This is a genomic window from Methylobacterium segetis, from assembly GCF_004348265.1.
Classification (GTDB): domain Bacteria; phylum Pseudomonadota; class Alphaproteobacteria; order Rhizobiales; family Beijerinckiaceae; genus Methylobacterium; species Methylobacterium segetis.
Map to the genome: position 1 here is coordinate 1 of NZ_SMNT01000051.1, position 18,135 is coordinate 18,135.

14 protein-coding genes are annotated in these 18,135 nt (G+C 72.6%); 9 read left to right on the plus strand and 5 right to left on the minus strand.

Annotation, left to right across the window (positions count from 1 at the left end; translation table 11 throughout):
• Positions 1-264: 264 nt before the first annotated feature.
• The 4 genes from E1J50_RS14345 (at position 265) to E1J50_RS14360 (ending at position 6,333) form a co-directional block, all read left to right on the plus strand.
• Complete coding sequence (locus E1J50_RS14345; protein ID WP_132254520.1) at positions 265-480, plus strand: hypothetical protein; 216 nt, start codon at positions 265-267, stop codon at positions 478-480.
• Positions 481-687: 207 nt separating this feature from the next.
• Positions 688-2,961 (plus strand): ATP-binding protein, encoded by a 2,274-nt coding sequence (locus E1J50_RS14350; RefSeq protein ID WP_132254521.1) that lies wholly within the window; start codon positions 688-690, stop codon positions 2,959-2,961.
• Positions 2,958-4,595, plus strand: a complete 1,638-nt coding sequence (locus E1J50_RS14355; protein ID WP_132254522.1) for an ABC transporter substrate-binding protein — start codon at positions 2,958-2,960, stop codon at positions 4,593-4,595. The genes E1J50_RS14350 and E1J50_RS14355 overlap by 4 nt, the downstream gene beginning before the upstream one ends.
• 64 nt (positions 4,596-4,659) lie before the next feature.
• Complete coding sequence (locus E1J50_RS14360; RefSeq protein WP_132254523.1) at positions 4,660-6,333, plus strand: thiamine pyrophosphate-binding protein; 1,674 nt, start codon at positions 4,660-4,662, stop codon at positions 6,331-6,333.
• A gap of 9 nt (positions 6,334-6,342) precedes the next feature.
• On the opposite strand, the gene E1J50_RS14365 is transcribed toward E1J50_RS14360, so the two are convergent.
• Positions 6,343-7,203, minus strand: coding sequence for a branched-chain amino acid aminotransferase (locus tag E1J50_RS14365; protein WP_132254524.1), 861 nt, complete (start codon positions 7,201-7,203; stop codon positions 6,343-6,345).
• A 33-nt stretch (positions 7,204-7,236) separates the two neighbouring features.
• A complete protein-coding gene (locus E1J50_RS14370; RefSeq protein WP_132254539.1) occupies positions 7,237-7,677 on the minus strand; it encodes a cupin domain-containing protein in 441 nt (146 codons plus the stop codon).
• Between the two features lie 481 nt (positions 7,678-8,158).
• Here E1J50_RS14370 and E1J50_RS14375 point away from each other — a divergent pair, with 481 nt between their 5' ends.
• The 4 genes from E1J50_RS14375 (at position 8,159) to E1J50_RS14390 (ending at position 12,948) form a co-directional block, all read left to right on the plus strand.
• Positions 8,159-9,451: an O-acetylhomoserine aminocarboxypropyltransferase/cysteine synthase family protein gene (locus E1J50_RS14375; RefSeq protein WP_132254525.1), complete on the plus strand. Its 1,293-nt coding sequence runs from the start codon at positions 8,159-8,161 to the stop codon at positions 9,449-9,451.
• Positions 9,452-9,475: 24 nt separating this feature from the next.
• The gene (gene metA, locus E1J50_RS14380) at positions 9,476-10,549 is read left to right on the plus strand and encodes a homoserine O-succinyltransferase MetA (protein WP_132254526.1); all 1,074 of its coding nucleotides are present in this window, start codon (positions 9,476-9,478) and stop codon (positions 10,547-10,549) included.
• 159 nt (positions 10,550-10,708) lie between these two features.
• Positions 10,709-12,490 (plus strand): long-chain-acyl-CoA synthetase, encoded by a 1,782-nt coding sequence (locus tag E1J50_RS14385; RefSeq protein WP_132254527.1) that lies wholly within the window; start codon positions 10,709-10,711, stop codon positions 12,488-12,490.
• A 278-nt stretch (positions 12,491-12,768) separates the two neighbouring features.
• Positions 12,769-12,948 (plus strand): hypothetical protein, encoded by a 180-nt coding sequence (locus E1J50_RS14390; RefSeq protein WP_132254528.1) that lies wholly within the window; start codon positions 12,769-12,771, stop codon positions 12,946-12,948.
• Between the two features lie 66 nt (positions 12,949-13,014).
• On the opposite strand, the gene E1J50_RS14395 is transcribed toward E1J50_RS14390, so the two are convergent.
• From E1J50_RS14395 to E1J50_RS14405, 3 genes are all read right to left on the minus strand, one after another.
• Complete coding sequence (locus tag E1J50_RS14395; protein WP_425374933.1) at positions 13,015-14,196, minus strand: ABC transporter permease; 1,182 nt, start codon at positions 14,194-14,196, stop codon at positions 13,015-13,017.
• Between the two features lie 31 nt (positions 14,197-14,227).
• A complete protein-coding gene (locus tag E1J50_RS14400) occupies positions 14,228-14,710 on the minus strand; it encodes a DUF4112 domain-containing protein (RefSeq protein ID WP_132254529.1) in 483 nt (160 codons plus the stop codon).
• 153 nt (positions 14,711-14,863) lie between these two features.
• The gene (locus tag E1J50_RS14405) at positions 14,864-16,018 is read right to left on the minus strand and encodes an aminotransferase (RefSeq protein ID WP_132254541.1); all 1,155 of its coding nucleotides are present in this window, start codon (positions 16,016-16,018) and stop codon (positions 14,864-14,866) included.
• Between the two features lie 707 nt (positions 16,019-16,725).
• Between E1J50_RS14405 and E1J50_RS14410 the strand changes: the two genes are divergently transcribed.
• On the plus strand, positions 16,726-18,078 hold the full coding sequence (locus tag E1J50_RS14410; protein WP_132254530.1) for an MdtA/MuxA family multidrug efflux RND transporter periplasmic adaptor subunit: 1,353 nt from the start codon (positions 16,726-16,728) through the stop codon (positions 18,076-18,078).
• The last annotated feature ends 57 nt before the right edge of the window (positions 18,079-18,135 follow it).

Sequence of the window (18,135 nt, forward strand, 5' to 3'; positions counted from 1 at the left end):
GCCCGCCCCGGCCGGAGCGCCCCTGTGCCGGGAGGCCGCGTGGCCCTACGCGGTCTCGGCCTGCCCGGCCGGCGCCGGCCGGATCGTCCGCGTCATCTCCTTCGCGGGAGCCCCGCCGCAGCCGCGCGGCGGGCCACGGCCCTGAGACGCGGGATTGTCCGCGAAAGGACGGAGATCCGGACAATTTGACGGATGTCCTGAGGCCGTCCGCAACGCGAATCCTGCACCATCCCCGTCGATCCGCCCAGGATCCGGACAGAGACCATGTCCCATTTCGAGAAGAGCCTGCTCGACGCCGATCCCGAGGCCGCCGCGCGCCTGAGGGAGGTTCTGCACGGGGCCGAGGGGCACCCGGCCGCCGCCCCGACGCTGGCCGCGCGCTTCGGCACGGCCGCGCCCGATCCGGCCCCGAGGCCCGCCCGCGGCGGGCGCCCCCGCCGCGACGGGGGCCGCTGCGCGAAAGCCCTCGTCACGCCCTGACCCGGACGCCTCCCGCCCCGCGCGCTCCCCGGGTCAGCTTGCCCGCCCGGATGAAGGATCTACACTGGCGCGCGTCCGTCCGACGGGTCTCCCCCGCGCGAGAGCCGGTGCGTCCCGCGCGGTGAGCCCCCGTGCGGGTTCTCCCGCGGCGCTCACCCCGCGGGAAGGGCGCTCAGCGCGCGGGAAGGGGGTTTGACAGGCGTATCGATGCGGGTCGGGCGGAAGATACTTCTCGTCGGTGGCGTCCCGATCCTGATCGCCGCCGCGATCGCCGCGGCCGGCTGGCTCCTCCTCGCGCAGGAGGAGCGCGCCCGCGGCGGCGCCGTGCTCGCCGGCCAGGTCGACCGCGTCCTCGCGCTGGCCCGGATGGTGCGCGACGACTACGTCGGCGCCCGCTCGAGCGAGCGCGCCGCCCATGCGGAGCGCTTCCTCGCCCTGACGGCGGAGGCCGGAACGGGCCTCGACGGCCTCAAGGCCTATGTCCGCACCGCCGACCAGACCGCCCGCATCGAATCCGCGCAAGGGGCGCTCGCCCGCTACGTCGTGCGGATGCGGGATTTCGTGCGCGTCACCCGCGAGAACGACGCCCTCGTCAGCGAGATGACGACCCGGGCCGGGCGCCTCGTCGAGCTGGCGGACCGGGCGCGGCTGCGCCAGCAGGCGTCCAACGCCGACCTCGTCCTCTCGCTCACCGAGAAGGTGCGCCGCCTCAGCGCCACCCGGGAGGTGATCGCGGGCATCAACGGCGTGCGGGCGGGCGCCGTCGAGGCCGGGGCCGCCCAGGCCGCGGAGCCCGGCGGGGCGGCGATCGGCCCCCCCGCCGGGCAGCGCCTGCGCGAGGCGGCCCGTACCCTGGCGCAGGCGCTGCAGGCGCAAGGACGCGGCCGCGAGGCGGACGAGCTCGCCGCGCTCGCGGAGGGCCTCACCCGCGACCGGTCGACGGCCCGCGGCCTCGTAGACTGGTCCGAGCGCCTGCTCAAGATCGATTCCTCCGGCCAGCGCACCCTGCACGAGGAGGTGGCCCAGCTCCTCACCTACGCGGTCGAGGCCAACGAGACCGAGCAGGCCACCCAGAACATCGCCGTCACTACGCTCCGCCTCGGGCAGCGCACGGCCGACGCGCTCGGCCGGCGCGACGTGCCGGCGGTCCGGGCCATGCTGGGGGAGGGCGAGCGGCTCTCGGCCCGGACCGAGGCCCTGCCGATCTCGCCGCTGATCCAGGCCGAGATGGTCGACGCCGTCGAGGGCTGGCGCAAGCGGCTGACCACCACGGTGGGCGGCCTGGAGCGGCAGAACGAGATGCTCGCGGAGATGGACCGCCTCGCCGCGGCCATGAGCGCCAGCGCCCAGAGCCTCAACGACGCCTTCATCGGCGATGCCGAGAGCTTCGGCGCCTCGATCCGCCGGATCCTGCTCGCCGGGGCGACGGCGGGCCTCCTCATCGGCACCCTCGTCGCGCTCGCCGTCGCCCGCTCCATCACGACGCCGCTGCGGGCGCTGCAGGGCGACATGATCGCGCTCGCGGCCAATCCCGCCGGCGGCCAGGTCAGCGGCCTCTCCCGCGGGGACGAGCTCGGCGACATCGCCCGGGCGACCCACGTCTTCGTCACCGAGATCGCCCGGCGCGAGCAGGCCCTGCGCCGCGCCAAGGACCAGGCGGACGCCGCCCTCGTCGACCTGCGCCAGGCCCAGTCCGACCTGATCCAGGCCGAGAAGCTCGCCTCGCTCGGGCAGCTCGTGGCGGGCGTCGCCCACGAGATCAACACGCCGCTCGGCCTCGCGCTCACCACCGCCACGGTCGTGCGCGACGAGACGCGGGTCTTCGACGAGGCGCTGGCGGCGGGCCAGCTCTCCCGCTCGCGGCTCACCCACTACGTCGGGCGGGTGCGGGAGGGGGCGCTCCTCCTCTGCACCAACCTCGCCCGCGCCGCCGACCTCGTGCACGGCTTCAAGCAGGTGGCCGTCGACCGCGTCAGCGATGAGCAGCGCCGCTTCCCCCTCGACGCGTGGCTCGACGAGTTGCTCGCGAGCCTGATGCCCCTGCTGCGCCAGGGCGGCCACGCCGTCTCCCGCACCTGCCCGCCGCTCACCGTCGAGACCAATCCGGGCGCCCTCGCCCAGGTGGTGACGAACTGCGTCACCAACGCGGTCGTGCACGGCTTCGCGGCCGGGAGGCCGGGGCACATCGCGGTCACGGTCGCCGAGCTGCGGCCCGGCACGATCCGCCTCGAGATCGCCGATGACGGGCGCGGCATCCCGCCCGAGAATCTCGACCGGATCTACGATCCGTTCTTCACCACCGCCCGCTCGCGCGGCAGCACGGGGCTCGGCATGCACATCGTCCACAACCTCGTCACCGCCAAGCTCGGCGGCCGCATCACCCTGGAGAGCCGGCCGGGGGAGGGCACCCGCGTCCGCATCGAGTTCCCGGCCTCCCCGGCCGAGGGCGAGCGCCCCGCCCTCGCGAAGGCCCTCGGATGAGGCTCGCCCGTTCCCTCTCGGCCGCCCTCGGGCTCGGGGCCTGCCTCGCGGGCCCCCCGGCCGCCGCCCGCACCCTCGTCTTCTGCTCGGAGGGAAACCCGGAATCCCTCGATCCGGCCGCCGTCACCACCACGACGGCGATGAACGTGGTCTGGCAGATGTTCAACACGCTCGTCGAGTTCACGCCGGGCTCGACCGTGATCCGCCCCGGCCTCGCCGAATCCTGGCGCGTCTCGGAGGACGGGCGGACCTACGATTTCACCCTGCGAACCGGGGTGCGCTTCCACGCGAATGCCCGCTTCACCCCGAGCCGGACCCTGGAGGCGCAGGATGTCCTGTTCAGCGTCCTGCGCCAGTGGAAGCCGGACCACCCGTTCCACAAGGCCAAGGACGGCTTCGCCTATTTCCGCGATCTCGGCCTCGCCGACCTCCTGGAGGGCGTGGAGGCGATCGACGCCCGCACGGTCCGCTTCCGCCTGAAGGAGCCGGATGCGACCTTCCTGCCCAACCTCGCCCAGGCCTTCGCCGCGATCCACTCCGCGGAATACGCCGAGACGCTCGCCCGCGACGGCGTTCCGGACGAGCTGGAGCGGCTTCCGATCGGCACCGGGCCGTTTTCTTTCGTCGGCTACCGGCCCGACATCACGGTGCGCTACAAAGGGTTTGCCGGCTATTGGAGATCGACCGAGGGGTCTGAGCCCGGCCTCGAGCCGGTCGACGGGCTCGTCTTCTCGATCACGCCGAACCCGGCCGTGCGCCTTGCCAAGCTGAGGGCGGGGGAGTGCCAGGTCATGGCCTTTCCCGCGCCCGCCGACCTCCCCGCCATCGAGGCGGACCCGAACCTGACGCTGGCCTCGAAGGCCGAGCTCAACGTCTCCTACCTCGCGCTGAACACCCGCAAGCCGCCCTTCGACGACGTGCGCGTGCGGCGCGCGATGAACCTCGCCATCGACCGGCGCGCCATCGTCGAGGCGGCCTACGGCGCGGCAGGGATCGTTGCCCGCGGACCCCTGCCGCCGGGGCTCTGGGCCACCGACACGGGGCTCGCCGACATCCCCTTCGACCGGGCCGAGGCGCTGCAACTCCTGACCGAGGCGGGCCACGCGGACGGGTTCGAGACGGATCTCTGGTACCCGCCGGTCAGCCGGCCCTACAATCCGGACGGGCGGCGCGTCGCCGACATGATCCAGGCGGACCTCGCCCGGGTCGGGGTGCGGGCCCGCCTCGTCACCGAGCCCTGGAGCGCCTACCGGGCGGCCCTCTACGGCGGCGTGCCGCAGGCGATGCTCTACGGCTGGACCGGGGACAACGGCGACCCGGACAATTTCCTCAACGTGCTGCTCGGCTGCAAGGCGGCCGAGCCCGGCGGCGCCAACCTCGCCCGCTGGTGCGAGGCGGACTACGATTCCGCCATCCAGGCGGCCCGCCGCACGGGCGATGTCGCCGCCCGCACGGCGCTCTACCGGCACGCGCAGGGGATCTTCCGGCGGGAGGCGCCCTGGGTGCCGCTCGCCCACACCGTCGTGCACATGGCGCTCCGCCGGAGCGTCGTCGGCTTCCGCATGGACCCGCTCGGCCGCCACCTGTTCGAGGGCGTGGCGCTGCGCGACGAGGGGGGCGAGACGTCCCGCTAACGTTTCGGGACTAGGATTCCGGCGTCCCCCGGCGGGACGTCCGCGCGGCGGAGACCGGAGCCCCATGACGATCGAAGCCCGCAGCGCCGCCCAGGCCCTCGTCGCGCAGCTTCAGGCGAACGGCGTGCGCCACGTCTTCACGGTGCCGGGCGAGAGCTTCCTGCCCGTCCTCGACGCGCTCTACGACGCCGACATCGCCGTCACCGTCTGCCGCCAGGAGGGGGCGGCCGCCATGATGGCGGAGGCGCACGGCAAGGCGACGGGCCGGCCCGGCATCTGCTTCGTGACGCGGGGGCCGGGCGCCACCAACGCCTCGGCCGGCATCCACATCGCCCAGCAGGATTCCTCGCCGATGATCCTGTTCGTCGGCCAGATCGAGCGGGGCTACCGCGACCGCGACGCGTGGCAGGAGGTCGATTACCGCGCGGCCTTCGGGCCGCTCGCCAAATGGGCCGCCGAGATCGACCAGGGCGCGCGCGTGCCCGAATACGTCTCCCGCGCCTTCCACGCCGCCACCTCGGGCCGGCCGGGCCCGGTCGTGCTCGCCCTGCCGAAGGACATGCTGAAGGAGCCCTGCCCCGGCCCGCTCGCCCCCGCCTGGCAGCCGGTCGAGGCCGCGCCGGGGGCCGACGAGATGGCGCGCCTCGCCGAACTGCTCGCGCAGGCCGAGCGGCCCCTCCTCCTCCTCGGGGGCAGCCGCTGGACGGAGGCGGCCTGCACGGACATCCGCACCTTCGCGGAGCGGTTCCGGCTGCCCGTCGCCACGAGCTACCGGCGCCTGCCCCTGTTCGACCCGCTCCACCCGTCCTATGCCGGCGATCTCGGCCTCGCCGCGAACCCGAAGCTCGCCGCACGGGTGCGGGCGGCCGACCTCCTGATCGTGCTCGGCGGTCGCCTCGGCGAAGTGCCGAGCCAGGGCTACGCCCTCCTCGACATCCCGGGGCCGCAGACCCGCCTCGTCCACATCCATCCGGGGGCGGAGGAGATCGGCCGGGTCTACGTGCCGCATCTGGCCGTCAACGCCTCGCCCACCCGCACGGCCGCTGCCCTGGCGCGGCTCGAAGCCCCCGCCCGCACCCCCTGGGCCGGCGAGACCCAGGCCGCCCACGCCGAGTATCTCGCCTGGAGCGAGGTGCCGACGCCCCAGCCCGGTAGCGTCAATCTCGGTGCCGTGATGGTGCATCTGCGCGACACGCTGCCGAGTGACGCGATCCTCTGCAACGGCGCGGGCAATTATGCGGCCTGGATTCACCGGTTCTACCGCTTCCGGCAGCCCGGCACGCACATCGCTCCCACTTCCGGATCAATGGGTTACGGCCTGCCGGCGGCGGTCGCGATGCAGATCCTGCACCCCGCCCGCACCGTGATCGCGATCAACGGCGACGGGGACGTTCTGATGAGCGCACAGGAATTCGCGACCGCCGTCCAATACAACCTGCCCGTGATCTGCCTCGTCGTCGACAATGGCAGCTACGGGACCATCCGGATGCACCAGGAGCGGGACTTCCCGGGCCGGGTCTCGGCCACCGACCTGCGCAACCCCGACTTCGCGGCCTATGCCCGCGCCTTCGGCGGCTTCGGCGTCACGGTGCAGGCGACCGGGGATTTCCCCGCCGCGCTGGAGGCCGCCCGCGCCTCGGGCCAGCCCTCGATCATCCACCTGAAGATCGACAAGGACGCCATCGCGCCCGGCACGACGCTGACGGCGATCCGGGAGCAGGCGCTGCGGGCGCGGTGAGGGCCCGCCTCACCCGTGCGCGAAATCCCAGTAGAGCTGGCGCGCCTTGCGAAAGATCGGGCCCGGCTCGAAACGGGCCTCGTCGAGGGCGGTGATGGGGGCGAGCTTGGCGAAATTGCCGGCCGTGAACACCTCGTCCGCCTTGAGGAAATCCTCGTAGGACAGGGTCGCCTCGACGACCGTGACGCCGGCCTCGCGCAGGAGGCCGATCACCCGCGCCCGGGTGATGCCGGCGAGGAACGACCCGTTCGGCACGGGCGTGAACACCACCCCGTCCCGGGCGAGGAAGGCATTGGCATTGGCGAACTCGGCGACGTTGCCGAGCCCGTCCCGCATCAGGCAATTGCCGAAGCCCCGGCCGTGCGCCTCGATCAGGGCCCGCGTCCCGTTCGGGTAGAGGCAGCCGGCCTTGGCGTCGACCGGTGCCGTCTCGATCGAGGGCCGCCGGAAGGGCGAGAGCGTCGCGCGGACCCCCGAGGGCAGCGGCATCGGCGCGTGGTAGAGGCTGAGGCACCAGTTGGTGGAGTCGGGATCGAAGCGCACGCCGCCTGCGAACCCGTCCTCCGCCCAGTACATCGGGCGGATGTAGAGCTCGGCATCGTGGGGGAAGCGCCTGAGGCCCTCCTGCACCAGCTCCAGCCATTCCCCCTCGGCGACCTTCGGCTTGAGGCCGAGCGCCACGGCCGAGCGGTTGACCCGGGCGATGTGGCGGTCGAGGTCCGGCGCCACGCCCTCGAAGGCCCGGGCCCCGTCGAACACCGTCGATCCGAGCCACGCGCCGTGGGTGCGCGGCCCCATCATCCGCACGTTGCCGGGGTGCCAGGCGCCCTCGAAGAAGGTCCAGGTCGCATCGGGCGAGGCATGGGTCATGGGGCCGCCTCCGGGACGGTCGCGGGGGAAGGCTCAGGCGGCTTCGAGGAAGCCGGAGGTCTTCGGTGCGGGCGTGCGGCCGAGGATCCGCTTGAGGCGGCCCAGCACGCGGATCGCGAGCGTGACGCTCCTCGGCTGCACGCGCCGGCAGAAGGCGACCTTGCGGACGTAAGTCTCCACCTGCCAGCGGCAGACGGCGCCCCGGGGCAGGAACAGCACGTCGCCCGCCCGGAAGGTCTTCGGCGGGGCGTGCCCGTCGCTGATCGTCGCCGAGCCTTCGAGGAAGTAGATCGTCTCGTCGATGTCGTAGAACCAGTCGAACGTCCCGGCCGTGCAGTCCCAGACCAGGGTGCTCGCCATGCCGTCGGCGCTTCGCGAGAGCGTGGCGTTGCGCGCCACCGGCCGGCCCTCGCGGATCCAGCTCGGCTCGATCGGCGCGGGCTTGAGCTCCACCGTGGTGACGGAGGGGATCATCGGGATCGTCGGCACGGGGGGCTCCCTGTCTCGGGTCGTCGGCACAGGGGCCGAGGCCGTAACCCCCTATAAGCGGCAGGTCATCGCTGCGGGCAAGACCTGAGATGAAGACATGATTAATTGGCGTCGACGGTGGTAGGTCCGAGAAGAACTGCGCTGTACTGAAGATGGCGGCGACCTGATCCAATGACGGGACGGTTTCGTGCCGCGCCGGCACAGGGTATCCTCGCGGAGGATCCGGACGATGGGGAAGGGCTCGGGCAACGCGCTCCCCTCGGGCGACACGGGTCCTCCAAACTTCGAGAGCAGACGGCGCGCGAGATCAGGTCTTCGCGGATGATTTACCGCATTCGCCGGAGTGCGGAAGCTTAACCATCGATCTTCAGCAATCGTACCGTCGCGGAACAGCAAGGCTTGGCGCAGGGCTTGCGCCTCTCGCGGTGCAGGCCGCGCCCCCCGCGCCTCTCACGACGGACCTTCCATGCGCAGCGAGACGATCGCCGTCCACGCCGGCTTCGAGCACGATCCGACCACGCACGCGGTCGCGGTGCCGATCTACCAGAGCGTGGCCTACGCCTTCGACAGCGCGGATCACGGCGCCGCCCTCTTCAACCTGGAGGAGGAGGGCTTCCGCTACAGCCGCATCGCGAATCCGACCGTCTCGGTGCTGGAGCAGCGGGTGGCCGCGCTCGAGGGCGGCCATGCCGCGCTCGCCGTCGCCACGGGCCAGGCCGCGCTCCACTACGCCATCGCGACGCTGGCCGACCATGGCGGCAACATCGTCTCGGTGCCCCAGCTCTACGGCACCACCCACACCCTGCTCGCCCACGTGCTGCCCCGCCAGGGCATCACGACGCGCTTCGCCGCGAGCGACCGGGCGGAGGACATCGAGGCCCTCATCGATGCCGAGACGCGCGCGGTCTATTGCGAGTCGATCGGCAACCCGGCCGGCAACATCTGCGACATCGAGGCGCTCGCCCGCGTCGCCCACGCCCACGGCGTGCCGCTCATCGTCGACAACACGGTGGCGACGCCGATCCTGCTGCGCCCGATCGAGCACGGGGCCGACATCGTCATCGCCTCGCTCACCAAGTTCATGGGCGGCCACGGCACGACGCTCGGCGGCATCATCGTCGAGGCCGGGCGCTTCGACTGGATGGCGCATGCCGCGCGCTTCCCGATGTTCTGCACGCCGGACGCCTCCTATCACGGGCTCGTCTACGCCGAGCATTTCGGCCCCGGCGCCTTCGTCGCCCGCGCGCGCAGCGTCTACCAGCGCACCACCGGCGCGGTGCTGCCGGCTCTGAGCGCCTTCCTCCTCCTCCAGGGCATCGAGACGGTGGCCCTGCGCGTCGAGCGGCACGTGGAGAACGGTCGCCGGGTCGCCGAATTCCTGCGGGCCCATCCGGACGTGGCCTGGGTCAATTACGCCGGCTTTCCCGACAGCCCGCACCACGCCATGGCGCGCAAGTATCTCGGTGGTCAGGGCTCCTCCCTCCTCACCTTCGGGGTGAAGGGCGGCTTCGAGGCGGGCAAGACCTTCTACGACGCGCTGAAGCTGGTGAAGCGCCTCGTCAATATCGGCGACGCGAAGTCGCTCGCCTGCCACCCGGCCTCCACCACGCACCGGCAGATGAAGGCCGACGAGCAGCGCAGCGCCGGGGTCTTCCCCGAGATGATCCGGATCAGCGTCGGCATCGAGCACAGCGACGACATCGTCGCCGACCTGGAGCAGGCGCTGGCGGCCGCCCGGCCCGCCGCGCTCGCCGCCTGACGTCGCACGCCTTGGGAGACCGACATGCTGGAGGTGCCGCAGGGTGAGGGGAGAGGCGACCCGATCGCGCGGCCGCCCGAACCCCCGGGTGTACGGGCGGCCGCGCTCCCGCCGCGCCTGAGCGTCGGCCTCCTCAACAACATGCCGGACGCCGCCCTCGTCGCGACGGAGCGCCAGTTCCGCCGGCTGATCGAGGCTGCGGGCGTCCCGGTCGATCTGCGCCTGTTCTCGCTGGCCGGGCTGGAGCGCGGCCCGCAGGCTCTGGCCCATCTCGACGCGGCCTACGCGCCCCATACGGCGCTCGCCCATGCGGGCCTCGACGCCCTCGTCGTCACGGGCTGCGAGCCGCGGGCCGCCCGCCTCTCGGACGAGCCCTACTACCCGGCCTTCGCGGGGATCGTGGACTGGGCCGCGACGAACACCGTCTCGACCCTGTTCTCGTGCCTCGCCGCCCACGCCGCGGTGCTGCACCTCGACGGCATCGAGCGGCGCCCGCTCAACGCCAAGCATTCGGGCCTCTATGCCTGCGCGGCGGCCGCGCGCCACCCGCTGCTCGCGGGCGCGGCCCGCGTCGTTCCCGTACCCCATTCCCGCTGGAACGACCTGCCCGAACCGGATCTCGCGCGCGCCGGCTACACCGTGCTGCGCCGCTCGGAGGAGGTCGGGGTCGACCTGTTCGTGCGCGAGGGCGCGAGCCTCCTCGTCTTCCTCCAGGGCCATCCCGAATACGACGGCGACAGCCTCGCCCGGGAATATCGCCGGGATGTCGGCCGCTTCCTCTCCGGCGAGCGGCCGGCCGCGCCGGTCCTGCCCGCCCACTACTTCGCCCCGGAGCCGGCCGCGCGGCTCGCCGCCTTCGCCTCCGCCCGGGGTAGCCGCTTCGAGGCCTATCCCGCCATCGATCCGGCCCCGCCCCTCCAGGCCGCGTGGCAGGCCGAGGCCGTCCGCCTGTTCCGGGCCTGGCTCGGCGAGGTGGCGCGGCGGGTCTCGCGGGCGGCGGAGCCAGCCCCGGCATCATCCGCGATCCCGTCAGGCGGCCTCACCGCTCCCGATCCTCGTCCCGCGCCCCCATTCTCGTCCGGGACAGGATGGGGGTGAGGGACGAGACCTCTCCGGACAGGTCGCACCCCTCACCCGGTGCGCGTGCCGCGAAACCGGCCTCTCCCGTCCGCGAGAGGCGATCCGTGAGCTCCCTGCCGTGCGCTCCCGGCCGCACGCTCCCTGCCGCCACCGAACACGATCCCGCACGGCCTTCCCATGCTCTCCTCCCCTCCCGTCCCCGCGAAGCGCTCTTCCACCTTCGGCTGGATCGGCGCCCTCGAGCGCACGGCGCGCATCGACGCCCGACCCGAGCGCACCTTCCCGCGGGTCATCGACGACCTCGCCGCCTTGCACGGCGAGCGGCCTGCCCTGATCGGCGAGGACGAGCGGATCAGCCACGCGGAACTCGCCGCCCGCCAGAACCGCTACGCCCGCTGGGCGCTGGCCGAGGGCCTCGCCAAGGGTGACACGGTCGGCCTGCTGATGCGCAACAGGCCGGACTACCTCGCCCTCTGGCTCGGGCTGACCCGGGTCGGCGTGCGGGTCGCGCTCCTCAACACGAACCTGCGCGGCGCGGGCCTCGCCCATTGCATCGACGTCGCCGCGCCCCGCTGCCTGATCGTGGAGGCCGGCCTCGCCGACTTGCTCGCGGGCGTCCAGGGGCAGCTCGCGCGGCGTCCCGCCGTGTGGTGGCACGGGGCGGGCGCCGACTTCCAGCGCGTCGACGAGGCGGCGGCCGAATCTTCGGGCGAGCCGCTCGGGGCGGGCGAGGGTCCGGAGGTCGGCCTCTCCGACGAGGCGCTCCTCATCTACACCTCGGGCACCACCGGCCTGCCGAAGGCGGCCCGCGTGAGCCACCACCGCATCATGATGTGGACGCACTGGTTCGCCGGGCTGATCGAGCCGACGCCGGAGGACCGGACCTACAATTGCCTGCCGCTCTACCACAGCGTCGGCGGCGTGGTGGCGACGGGCAGCGTGCTCCTCGGCGGCGGCTCGGTCGTGATCCGGGAGAAGTTCTCGGCCCGCCGCTTCTGGGACGACGTGGTCGGCGAGGGCTGCACCCTGTTCCAGTATATCGGCGAGCTCTGCCGCTACCTGACGCTCGCCCCCGAGCACCCGCTGGAGCGGGCGCATGCCTTGCGCCTCTGCGCCGGCAACGGCCTGCGCCCCGACGTCTGGGAGCGGTTCGAGACCCGCTTCGCGATCCCCCGCATCCTGGAATTCTACGCCGCGACGGAGGGCACGGTCTCGCTCTACAACGTCGAGGGCCGGGTCGGGGCGGTCGGCCGCGTGCCGAGCTTCATGGCTCACCGCTCGCCGGCCCTCCTCGTGCGCCACGATGTCGAGGCCGGCGCGCCCGTCCGCGACGCGGACGGCTTCTGCGTGCCCTGCGCCCGCGGCGAGACCGGGGAGTTGCTCGGCCGCCTCTCGGGCAGGGCCGAGCACCGGTTCGAGGGCTACACGAGCGCCGCGGAGAGCGCGCGCAAGGTGCTGCGCAACGTGCTGAAGCCGGGCGACGCCTGGATGCGCACGGGCGACCTGATGCGTCAGGACGCGCAGGGCTTCTTCCACTTCGTCGACCGGATCGGCGACACCTTCCGCTGGAAGGGCGAGAACGTCGCCACCACCGAGGTGGCCGAGGCCCTGTGCGCCTGCACCGGCGTGCGCGAGGCGATGGTCTACGGGGTCGCGGTGCCGGGGGCGGAGGGCCGCGCCGGCATGGCGGCGCTGACCGTCGAGCCGGGCTTCGACGGGGCGCGCCTCCACGCCGAGCTCGCGGAGCGGCTGCCTGCCTATGCCCGCCCTCTCGTCCTGCGGCTGTGCCCCGAGATCGGGCTGACCGAGACCTTCAAGCAGAAGAAGGCGGTGCTCGCGGCCGAAGGGTTCGACCCGGCGCAGGTCCCCGACCCGCTCCTGATCGCGGAAGCGGGCGCCTACCGCCCCCTCGACGCCGCGGCCTTCGCGCGGATCGCGCAGGGGACGATGCGGTTCTGAGGGAGCCTCGACAGGCTCCTCGACACGATCGAGGGGAACGGCCGGGACGGCTTCTCCGTCGTCGCGGAGGACGGCGCGGCCCTCACCCGGGGCACGGTTCGGGCCGACACGGACAGGGATGCCTTCGAGGCCGCCTTCACGCTTGATGGCACGCCGCCCGCCGTCGCGCCGCCCCGATGGTGCGAACGCAACCAAGAATTAAATCATCGGTTGTGTTGGCGCGCCCTGCAACGGGTCCTGCGCGTTCGCGCGGGCCGGGGCGCCACGAGGAAGTGCCCATGAGGAAGTCCATCGCAGCGGGCGTGCTCGCCCTGCTCGTCGCCGCGCCGGTTCTGGCAACGCCCGCCCTGTCGCAGGGCCGCGACCCGAACAGCTCGTCGGCCGCCTCCGGCAATGCGGAGGAGAACAACAAGCCCACCTCGAACAGCGCCGGCGGCGGCGGCGGCAGCGGCCGCTGAGGATCCGCGACGCCTGCCCGTGCCGCGGCTCGCCCCGCGGCACGGCCGGGATCGGTCAGAGCGCCCTCACGAGAAGGTCTTGCGCGGGTCGAAGGCGTCGCGCACCGCCTCGCCGGCGAAGATCAGCAGGCTCAGCATCGTCGCGACCACGGCAAAGCCCGTGAGCCCGAGCCAGGGCGCCTGAATGTTGTCCTTGCCCTGGGCGAGCAGCTCCCCGAGGGAGGGTGAGCCCGGCGGCAGGCCGAAGCCGAGGAAGTCGAGCGAGGTCAGCGTCGTGATCGAGCCGTTCAGGATGAACGGCAAGAAGGTCAGCGTCGCCACCATGGCGTTCGGCAGGAGGTGCACGGCCATGATGCGCAGGTTCGAGAGGCCGAGCGCGCGGGCCGCCCGCACATACTCGAAATTGCGCGCGCGCAGGAACTCGGCCCGGACCACGCCGACGAGCGCCACCCAGGAGAACAGCAGCAGGATGCCGAGCAGCACGAAGAAGCCCGGCGCGATGAAGGCCGAGATGATGATGATGAGGTAGAGGGTCGGGATGCCGCTCCAGACCTCGATGAAGCGCTGGAAGGCGAGATCGACCCAGCCGCCGAAATAGCCCTGCACCGCGCCCGCCACCACGCCGATCACCGACGAGATCAGGGCGAGGATCAGCCCGAACAGCACCGAGATCCGGAAGCCGTAGATGATCCGCGCCAGCACGTCGCGCGTGGTGTTGTCGGTCCCGAGCCAGTGCCACTCGATGTCCCGGCAGCCCGTGCCGCCGGTCTTCTCGGCCACCGGCCGGCACTGCTCGTCCGTGAGCATCCAGGTGGGGGGCGAGGGGGAGGGGGTCGGCAGGCCGGTGAGGATCGTGTCGTAGGAATACGGGATCGGCGGCCAGACCGCCCAGCCGTTCTCGGCGATCTCCTTGCGGGTCTCCTGCGAGCGGTAGTCGGTCCGCGCGAGGAAGCCGCCGAATTTCTCGTCCGGATAGTCGATCAGGACGGGAAACAGGATCTCGCCCTTGTAGGAGACGACGATCGGCTTGTCGTTGGCGATGACCTCCGCGAACAGGCTGGCGACGAACAATCCGAGGAAGATCGCGAAGGACCAGAAGCCGAGGCGGTTGCGCCGGAAATTGGCGAGCCGCCGCCGGTTCAGGGGCGAGAGGCCGCGCCGCGCGACCGGCATGGCGACGATCGGTTGAGCCCCGGGAACGGGGGGCGCGACGGCCGCGCCGGTCGGGGGAGGGGCGAGCTCGTTCACCGGCCGATCTCCCGGGGCCATGCGGCCCGCATCAGTCGAGGCGCGTCGCCGTTCCGTCGATCTCGTTCGGGCGCACGGCGCCGCTGCGCTCCAGGTGCTTGCGCAGCAGGCGCACGTTGCGGCGGTTGGCCTTGAAGGCCGCGTCGAACAGGTCGCCCGCCAGCGGCACCACGCCCACCGCGCCGTCGAAGGCGACGTTCAGCGCCATCCGGGCCAGCACCCAGCGCGGCACCCCGAGGCGCTTGGCCTCGTAGAGGATGTAGGAGGAGAGCGCCACGCCCGCGATGTCGCCGATCACCGGCACGAGCCCGATCACGGCCTCGAGCCCGACGCGCCGGTTGAGGCCGGGGATCAGGAAGGCGGAATCGAGGAGGTAGGCCAGCTTCTCCAGGCGTGCGAGGCTCGCCTCCCGGCTCGTGTCCGTGAAGCGGAAGGGCGGGCTGGCGCCGGGGCTCTGGCCGAAGGCCGTCGCGGAGTCCCGCGGGAAGGCGCGAAAGGGCTCGGAGTTGGGCATCTCGGAGGTGCTCATGGGGGCTGATGTGGCCCCGCTCCCCGGCCGCGGCAAGACGCACGGCAAGACGCACGGCAAGACGCACGGCGAGGCGCACGGCAAGATGCACGAGGCGCGCGCCCGCGCGATCGCTCGCGGGACCTCCGGCAGACCCCCTCACGCCGCCCTCCGGGCGAGCCGGCCCAGGCGCTCGAGGGCCGCGTCGATCGTCGCGTCGCTCTTGGCGAAGCACAGGCGCACGAGGTTGCGCACGGGATCCTCCGCGTAGAAGGCGCTCACGGGAATGGAGGCGACCCCGTGCCGGCGCACCAGGGTCTCGCAGAAGGCCACGTCGTCGGCGATTCCGAGGGGCGCCACGTCGACGTTGAGGAAGTAGGTCGCCGCGCTCGGGAGCACGGTGAGGCCGAGGCTCCCCAATCCGTCCGCGAGGCGGTCGCGCGAGCGGGCGAAGTCCCGGCGCATGCCGGTGAAGTAGGCCTCGTCCTTGGCGAGGCCGTAGGCCACCGCCTCCTGCAGGTTCGGCGGCGTCGTGAAGGTGAGGTACTGGTGCGCCTTGGCGAGCACCCGCATCAGCGGCGGGGCCGCCATCACGAAGCCCACCTTCCAGCCCGTCAGGCTGAAGATCTTGCCCGCCGAGCCGATCTTCACCGTCCGCTCCCGCATGCCGGGAAGACCGATGAGAGGGATGTGCGCGCGCCCGTCGAAGACGACGTGCTCCCAGACCTCGTCGCAGATCGCGACCGCGTCGTGGCGCCGGCAGAAGCCCGCGAGGAGCTCGAGATCCGCGCGGGAGAACATCGTGGCGCTCGGGTTGAGCGGGTTGTTGAGGAGCACGGCCTTGGTCCGGGGGCCGAAGGCCGCGGCGAGCGCATCCGCGTCGAGCCCGAAGGCGGGCGGGCGCAGCGTCACGATGCGGGGCACGCCGCCGGCCCGGCGCACGAGCGGGAGGTAGGCGTCGTAGAGGGGGGCGAACAGCACCACCTCGTCGCCGGGCTCGATCAGCGCCAGCAGCGCGCCGGCCAGCGCCTCGGTGGCGCCCGAGGTCACCATCACCTCAGTGGCGGGATCGAGGTCGAGCCCCTGGTGGCGGGCGTAATGGGCCGCGACGGCCTCGCGGAGGGCAGGCAGCCCCATCATCGGCGGATATTGGTTGAACCCGTCGACCAGGGCCCGTGCCCCCCGCTCGCGGATGTCGGCCGGGCCGGGATCGTCGGGGAACCCCTGCCCGAGATTGATCGCCCCGTGCTCGCGGGCGAGACGGGACATCGTCTCGAAGACGGAGGTCGGAAGATCGGCGAAGACGGGGTTCATGCCATCCCGGTCGGAGGTCGGGCGCATCGGCTTCCGGGCGCCCGGTTGCGGCTGCTCTAGCATGGGCGCGAGCCGCGGCGAAACGTGCGCAACGGCACGTCGCCGGCCGCGGATCCCCCGGTCGGGAGCCTTTGGCAGCTGACGATTATTGACAATCATCAGCCGTGAGGTACCTCTTGGGCACACGGCTGGAGCGGTTATCGCGGGGACGAAACTCCGCCCCCTCGTTTCGGACACGCGGTGCACCGCTCCGGTCGTGGATCGAGCCGCCAAGACCTTGGCGGTCCGCTTCGTGCGGCTCCGCGGGCGCCCCTCCGCCTCGCGGGCCGCCGAATGCGCGCCCGGCCCCGGCCGACCTCCCTCTCCGCACCGCCTGACCCGAGCGCAGGACCCGTCCCGGGTCGGGAGCGCCTGTGGGCGCAGGGCTTTCCAGCAATACGCCGGAAACCTGCGCGCCGTACTCGTGGCACATTGGCCGGGCACGGATTCCGGCCGGGTGCGGCCGCGCGCGCCGGGGCCGTGCGACATAGGGACGTGGCCCACCGGAACATCTGCCGAAATCCTGTACACTTCATGGTTCGCGACGACGTCTAGCGGGAGAGCGCGAGACCGAGGGGGCGTCGCCCTCGACCCCGGCCGGGGAAGAGGCCAGAGACGAGGCCGGCCCGCGGACGGGGCCGGAGACCGCAGCAGCAAGCACGCAGGGCATGAACGAGAGCTCACCCATCCGCACGGAGACGGCACGCGAATATCCCGCAGCGCCCGCGCGCATCCGGCGCCGCAGCCGCCTCGTCCGCTGGCTCCTGGTGCTGCTCGTCCTGGGCGGAGCGGGCGCGGTCGCGCATCGCTGGTACGACCAGTCCCGGACCGACGTCGCGGGCGAGCCCGGCGCGGGGCGGGGCAAGGGCGGCCCGGGCCGCGGCGGGCGCGGGCACGACCAGCCGCAGGCGGTCGGCATCGTCTCCGTCACGAAGGGCGACATGCCCGTGGTGCTCCAGGGGCTCGGCACCGTGACGCCGCTCGCCACCGTCACCGTGCGCTCGCAGATCAGCGGCTACCTGACCGAGATCGGCTACCGCGAGGGCCAGATGGTGAAGAAGGGCGATTTCCTCGCCCAGGTCGATTCCCGCCCCTACGAGGCGCTGCTGGCGCAGTATCAGGGCCAGCTCGCCCGCGATCAGGCCCTCCTGCAGAACTCGAAGCTCGACCTCGCCCGCTTCCAGCGCCTGGCGCAGCAGGATTCGATCTCGAAGCAGAACGTGGACACGCAGGGCGCCCTCGTGAAGCAGAACGAGGGCACGGTCGCGGCCGACCAAGCCCTCGTCGACCAGCAGAAGCTCAACATCGCCTACACGCGCATCACCTCGCCGGTCGACGGGCGGGTCGGCCTGCGGCAGGTGGACCAGGGCAACTACATCACGGCCGCCAACACGGCGATCGTCGTCGTCACGCAGCTGCACCCGATCTCGGTGGTCTTCACCCTGCCCGAGGACGACGTGGCGCGGGTGATGCGGCGGGTGCGCTCGGGCGCGAAGCTGGCCGTGCGGGCCTACGACCGGGGCGACGCCCACGAGATCGCCACCGGCACCCTCGACACGGTCGACAACCAGATCGACACGACGACGGGCACGGTGAAGCTGCGCGCCCTGTTCCAGAACGACGACGAGGCCCTGTTCCCGAACCAGTTCGTCAACGCCAAGCTCACGGTCGACACCGTGCGCGACGCACCGATCGTGCCCACCGGCGCGATCCTGCGGGGCACGCCCGGCACCTACGTCTACCTGATGGAGGGGAACGACAAGGTGGTGGTGCGGCCGGTCAAGATCGGCGAGAGCGACGGGCCACGCACGGTGGTGACCGAGGGGCTCGCCGTCGGCGACCGGGTCGTCGTCGATGGCACCGACCGCCTGCGCGACGGCGCCAGCGTGCGCATCACGGGCGGGCCTGCGGCCGGCGAGGCGAATGCGGAGGGCAAGGCCCCCGGGAACGGCGCCGCCGCGGGCGAGGCGCCGCCGGCCGAGCCCGGCCGCCGCCAGCGCCGCCAGCGGTCGTCGCCGTGAGCGGGGTGAGCGACCCTGCGGAGAGCCTCGCCCACCTCTCCCGTTCGGGAGAGGGGG

Bases quoted from the DNA above. Each gene is read 5' to 3' on its own strand.
- E1J50_RS14400 (WP_132254529.1), bottom strand. From the start codon at position 14,710: ATGCCCAACTCCGAGCCCTTTCGCGCCTTCCCGCGGGACTCCGCGACG.
- metA (WP_132254526.1), top strand. From the start codon at position 9,476: ATGCTGGAGGTGCCGCAGGGTGAGGGGAGAGGCGACCCGATCGCGCGG.
- E1J50_RS14360 (WP_132254523.1), top strand. From the start codon at position 4,660: ATGACGATCGAAGCCCGCAGCGCCGCCCAGGCCCTCGTCGCGCAGCTT.
- E1J50_RS14405 (WP_132254541.1), bottom strand. From the start codon at position 16,018: ATGAACCCCGTCTTCGCCGATCTTCCGACCTCCGTCTTCGAGACGATG.
- E1J50_RS14350 (WP_132254521.1), top strand. From the start codon at position 688: ATGCGGGTCGGGCGGAAGATACTTCTCGTCGGTGGCGTCCCGATCCTG.
- E1J50_RS14345 (WP_132254520.1), top strand. From the start codon at position 265: ATGTCCCATTTCGAGAAGAGCCTGCTCGACGCCGATCCCGAGGCCGCC.
- E1J50_RS14390 (WP_132254528.1), top strand. From the start codon at position 12,769: ATGAGGAAGTCCATCGCAGCGGGCGTGCTCGCCCTGCTCGTCGCCGCG.
- E1J50_RS14410 (WP_132254530.1), top strand. From the start codon at position 16,726: ATGAACGAGAGCTCACCCATCCGCACGGAGACGGCACGCGAATATCCC.
- E1J50_RS14355 (WP_132254522.1), top strand. From the start codon at position 2,958: ATGAGGCTCGCCCGTTCCCTCTCGGCCGCCCTCGGGCTCGGGGCCTGC.
- E1J50_RS14385 (WP_132254527.1), top strand. From the start codon at position 10,709: ATGCTCTCCTCCCCTCCCGTCCCCGCGAAGCGCTCTTCCACCTTCGGC.
- E1J50_RS14375 (WP_132254525.1), top strand. From the start codon at position 8,159: ATGCGCAGCGAGACGATCGCCGTCCACGCCGGCTTCGAGCACGATCCG.
- E1J50_RS14370 (WP_132254539.1), bottom strand. From the start codon at position 7,677: ATGATCCCCTCCGTCACCACGGTGGAGCTCAAGCCCGCGCCGATCGAG.
- E1J50_RS14365 (WP_132254524.1), bottom strand. From the start codon at position 7,203: ATGACCCATGCCTCGCCCGATGCGACCTGGACCTTCTTCGAGGGCGCC.